Source organism: Pseudomonas sp. MF08831, from assembly GCF_059862645.1.
Window position 1 is genome coordinate 1 of the sequence record NZ_JCBCUX010000033.1, and the last position, 4112, is coordinate 4112.

General features: G+C 52.7%; 5 protein-coding genes. 2 read left to right on the top strand and 3 right to left on the bottom strand.

What is annotated here, in order from left to right; translation table 11 throughout:
• Nucleotides 1–236: 236 nt before the first annotated feature.
• The gene (locus tag AC19YS_RS31900; RefSeq protein WP_095024587.1) at nucleotides 237–530 is read right to left on the bottom strand and encodes a HigA family addiction module antitoxin; all 294 of its coding nucleotides are present in this window, start codon (nucleotides 528–530) and stop codon (nucleotides 237–239) included.
• A 187-nt stretch (nucleotides 531–717) separates the two neighbouring features.
• Between AC19YS_RS31900 and AC19YS_RS31905 the strand changes: the two genes are divergently transcribed.
• Nucleotides 718–1053 (top strand): type II toxin-antitoxin system RelE/ParE family toxin, encoded by a 336-nt coding sequence (locus AC19YS_RS31905; protein WP_095024586.1) that lies wholly within the window; start codon nucleotides 718–720, stop codon nucleotides 1051–1053.
• Between the two features lie 94 nt (nucleotides 1054–1147).
• On the opposite strand, the gene AC19YS_RS31910 is transcribed toward AC19YS_RS31905, so the two are convergent.
• Nucleotides 1148–1882: a hypothetical protein gene (locus AC19YS_RS31910; RefSeq protein ID WP_176465012.1), complete on the bottom strand. Its 735-nt coding sequence runs from the start codon at nucleotides 1880–1882 to the stop codon at nucleotides 1148–1150.
• 1477 nt (nucleotides 1883–3359) lie between these two features.
• Nucleotides 3360–3527: a hypothetical protein gene (locus tag AC19YS_RS31915; RefSeq protein WP_500603532.1), complete on the bottom strand. Its 168-nt coding sequence runs from the start codon at nucleotides 3525–3527 to the stop codon at nucleotides 3360–3362.
• Nucleotides 3528–3717: 190 nt separating this feature from the next.
• Between AC19YS_RS31915 and AC19YS_RS31920 the strand changes: the two genes are divergently transcribed.
• On the top strand, nucleotides 3718–4112 hold a 395-nt coding region (locus AC19YS_RS31920), incomplete at its 3' end, for a hypothetical protein (protein ID WP_500603533.1).

Below are 4112 nucleotides of genomic sequence, written 5' to 3' on the forward strand. Positions count from 1 at the left end.
TTGCAGAGCTAAAACAAACTATGCGCCTCCTGGAGCACAAGCCTGACCCAGCGCCACCTGACACACTAGAAACTGTGCCATTACCAAAGCCTCTATCCTGGTGGAGACGGTCGATTTTCCCCCGAAAGGTCTAAGACATTGCGTAGGCCAGCTCGCGCAGGGTGCCCAGAAGGCGCAAAAAAGCCCGCTTGGTTAGCGGGCCTTTTAAGATCAGATTTAGCAAAATCGGTTATGACTTAGGCGAAGATAGCTTCAAGACCCGCGATTTTCTTAACGGCGGTAGGTTTGACAGCCTCACGCGCTTGGGCAAGGCTGAAATTAGACTGAAGAGCCATCCAAGACTCTGCCGAGCGATCAAAAACAAGAGACAGCCGAACGGCCATTTCAGGTGAAAGATCTGACTTACAGGCGAGTAATCTTGAAATTGCAGCAGTGGAAACTCCTAAACTTTCTGCTAGGTCTGCTTGCTTGATTTCGTAAGGTTCCACATACGACATCTCCAGATACTCACCGGGATGCATAGTGATCATTGGATCTCCTTTATTACGCGTTGCGCAATAAGCAACTTTTTTCTCAAGGATAGAGAATAGCTATTGACACGATTAAAAACAAGTTATATCGTATAATAGATTGTGGGCGGGGTATGTCGGGTTGTTTTTGATTCTACAAGCTCCTAAAAAAGCAGTCCAATTAATAATTACTATTAGGAGTTAAGATATGATTGAGGAAGAAAAGGACATCGTCCACAAACCGTTGCGAAATTTCTGGGCCAGCGGAGGCAAGACCACCGTTGGCCTGAACGCAGATTTTCTAAAGGTTTTGAGAAGGCTACTGGTTCATTTGCACACGGCTCAGTCTCTCGCAGATATTAAGGGCGGTTATGGCAAGCTCAAGGACTGCAAGTCTCTGGAAGGCCATCAAAATCGCTATGAGCTTGAGGTCAACGGCAACTGGCGACTCACCTTTGATTGTCATAACCCCCAAACTGGTGTCGTTACCATCATCGATTTGGAAGACGTGCATCAGCCGGGCGGAGCTAAAAAAAGACGCTGAAATGTTGAGATTGGTTTCGTAGCAGAACAGCTACGAAACCAATCTCAACCACTTGGTTTATACATTTTTGCAAGATTTCCATCCTGCTAGTCAATTAGCGTCCGGCACGCTCTCGCAAAGCCATAGTGACCTTCGCTGAAAGCATCCGAATGTCCTCGTTATGAAAAACCAAATGGGCTCGATGCGCCTTGGTTTCTACATCCCAACTCTCCAGATCCTCAATTCGAAACTGGTATTTGCCCTGGTAGGCCGCGGCGAGATCAGCTGCTAGACATTGTGCGGGGTCTCCCGGCATATCAATAGCCCACTCGATAATGTAAGCAAACTCCTCCGCAGCCGACCGAGGCTGCACGCCATTGGCTTCAGCCTGGGCAAAGTCGTTATAAAGCTGCGCACCGAGGTCAGGATCTTCCGTCGGGTTACCCGGACATAGCCGTGGCTCCCAGGAAAGCACATAGGTCGATTGGCCGAGAACTTCTTGTCGGACGTAATCAGATGGTTTGGCGAGGCGCTGCATGATGACTGCTCCCAGGCGAAAATCGCATGGTAGCGCAGAGGGCTTTGGGCTGCTGAAAGCAGCTTCCAGAGCGGCCAAAAGCCGCTCTGATAAACCGGCGTCGAAGACGACGAGAGCAGCCTGACAGACGCTACCCGAGCCCACGAGGGTGGTGAGGAAAATAGCCCCCAGGCCAAATTTTTCCGTTCTGCCCTGGTGCAGCCCGTCCAGGGCGAAACCAGGGTGCGAAGCATCAGGCCGCACCGCTTGCGTGCGCGTCAGGTGAAACCGGACCACCCTGGTTTCGAGCCGAAGCAGCAGAGGGAGGGACAAAGTCCCGCATCGATGCGTCGCGAAGTCTCAGAAAGCGGGGTGGTCCGGCTTTGCCGGGCGCGCACGCGGGTGAATTTTCGAGACAAGCCCGTCCAGGGCGCAGGGGAGGAAAGAGGGTGGAGGCTCGCGGAGCGAGTCGGAACCCTAAAAGCCTTGCGGGGCGCTCCCCCGGAAGGTTTGGGCGTCCTGCAAGGCGGCCACGACAGACCGAAGGGATGGCGCGCTATTGATCTGCTTTTGCCGGAATGTCCTATTTGTCTTTCTATTGGTTTTCCTATTGCTACCGTTATTGCTGCAGCAATAGGAGGGCCATAGGAAAAGTACAAGAGTCAAAAGGTACAAATGGCAAAAGCATTCACCATGGAAGTGCAGACATGTACCGCGTGTAACGAAGCCAGGCCGCGCTGGAGACCTGAACGGTAAGCCACAGTCAATCTGTACACATAAGTGATTCAAAGCGCCCACGTGCACGATGAGAAGCTATAGGCAGCATAAAGCGGAGCCTCTCAGTGTCTAGCAAGCAAGCTTAGCGCGCAGGGCGTAGCCAGCACCGTGAAGGAGCGAAGCAGCCCGTATTGGTTCCAAAGCTCGTACGCGGTGTGTGTCGGGCGCACAGCGACTGGAGCGGTGCTTGATCCTGCCTTACGCTTTCTAAAACACACCGATCATCTGTAAACAATCAAGTGCAGGCGGCCAAAGGCCGCCCGACGCTTTGCGTCGTTACGTGGCAAAGAGCACGATCACGGTGTTTGGGACAGTTACCCACCTCGCTCGCTTCGCTCACTCCCTGGATAACTATCAGTTACTGACGCCTCGCTGCGCTCGTTGTCGGGCCGCTCTAAATCCCTGGCCGGAAAAAACACCCGACCAGCGATTTAGCCCGACCTGGACTTGGTACCGCATATCGTCTTTGACTCCTTCCAAAGCGACATCAAAAGATCAGGCAAAACGCGGTGCTAGGTCGGCGGCTGCGTTTATCGCAGCCTGCAAGACCGCAAGCGGTGCCGCAAGCGGCACCACCTAGTCGTTTGCGGGTATCTCGGTGTAGATCATAAGAGAGCACGATTAAAAAAGCCTTTAAAATCAGCATGTTACGATGGTGGGGTAGCTCACCCAGGATGAGCTACCCCTAGCTCACCCAGGATGAGCTACCCCTAGCTCATTTGAGTAACGATATCCATCAAGCTTGTAAGATATCTCTCATGCATGGTTATATATCTTCCAACTGGTGTAGCGTCAAAACGGTGTTGTCTTGGGTAGGGCTCGAATGGCTGAATTGAGTAGTGTCAGAGGTACATGGGTACAGACAGAGCGAGCAGCACATGAAGCGTGGGCTGCTCTAATTGGTCGTCAGCCAAGGGCTGCGGCATTGCTACACCTTTTGGTAGCAAACATGGACCGTAGTGGCGCGTTGGTGGCGTCTCAGGGCACATTGGGGAAACTGATGGGGGTTAGCGTTGCCACAATTAAGCGTGCCCTAATCGTCCTTACGGATGAATGCTGGATCGACGTTGTGCGCGTCGGTAGTGAACGAGGCGGCGTAAATGCTTATGTAGTAAATCGCCGAGTAGCTTGGGCCGATAAACGTGAAAATCAGCGTTACGCAGCTTTTGACGCCCGGATCTTGGTTAGTGAAGAGGAGCAAGAGGCTCCGATTCCTGATAACCGACCTCCTCTGCGCCAATTACCAGCTTTGTCACCTGGTGACATGCAATTGCCACACGGTGACGGTATGCCGCCACCAGCTCAGCCCGCCTTGGTTGAACCCGATCTGCCCGCCATACCACGTGAGCCGAGTGCGTAACGTGGCACATCAAATCAAGGAGAAGTGACACATGGCGTGGCACACCATCCAAGAAGCTCAAAAGCTGACCGGAAAGAGCCGTCGAACGCTCTATCGGGATATGGCTAAAGGCCGCTTATCATGGGAGCCTGAGGGTGATAAAGCTCGTCGTTTAGAGACGTCTGAGCTAATCCGTGCCTATGGCGCTTTGCTGCCAGTGGCACAATCAATCCCTGAGAAAACGGCACACCATGACACAGTGATTGGCACAGATGGAATTGCTCAAGTCATGGCTGAACTAAAGGCGCTTAGAGAGGAAGTTGCAGAGCTAAAACAAACTATGCGCCTCCTGGAGCACAAGCCTGACCCAGCGCCACCTGACACACTAGAAACTGTGCCATTACCAAAGCCTCTATCCTGGTGGAGACGGTCGATTTTCCCCCGAAA

Bases quoted from the DNA above. Each gene is read 5' to 3' on its own strand.
- AC19YS_RS31900 (WP_095024587.1), bottom strand. From the start codon at position 530: ATGATCACTATGCATCCCGGTGAGTATCTGGAGATGTCGTATGTGGAA.
- AC19YS_RS31905 (WP_095024586.1), top strand. From the start codon at position 718: ATGATTGAGGAAGAAAAGGACATCGTCCACAAACCGTTGCGAAATTTC.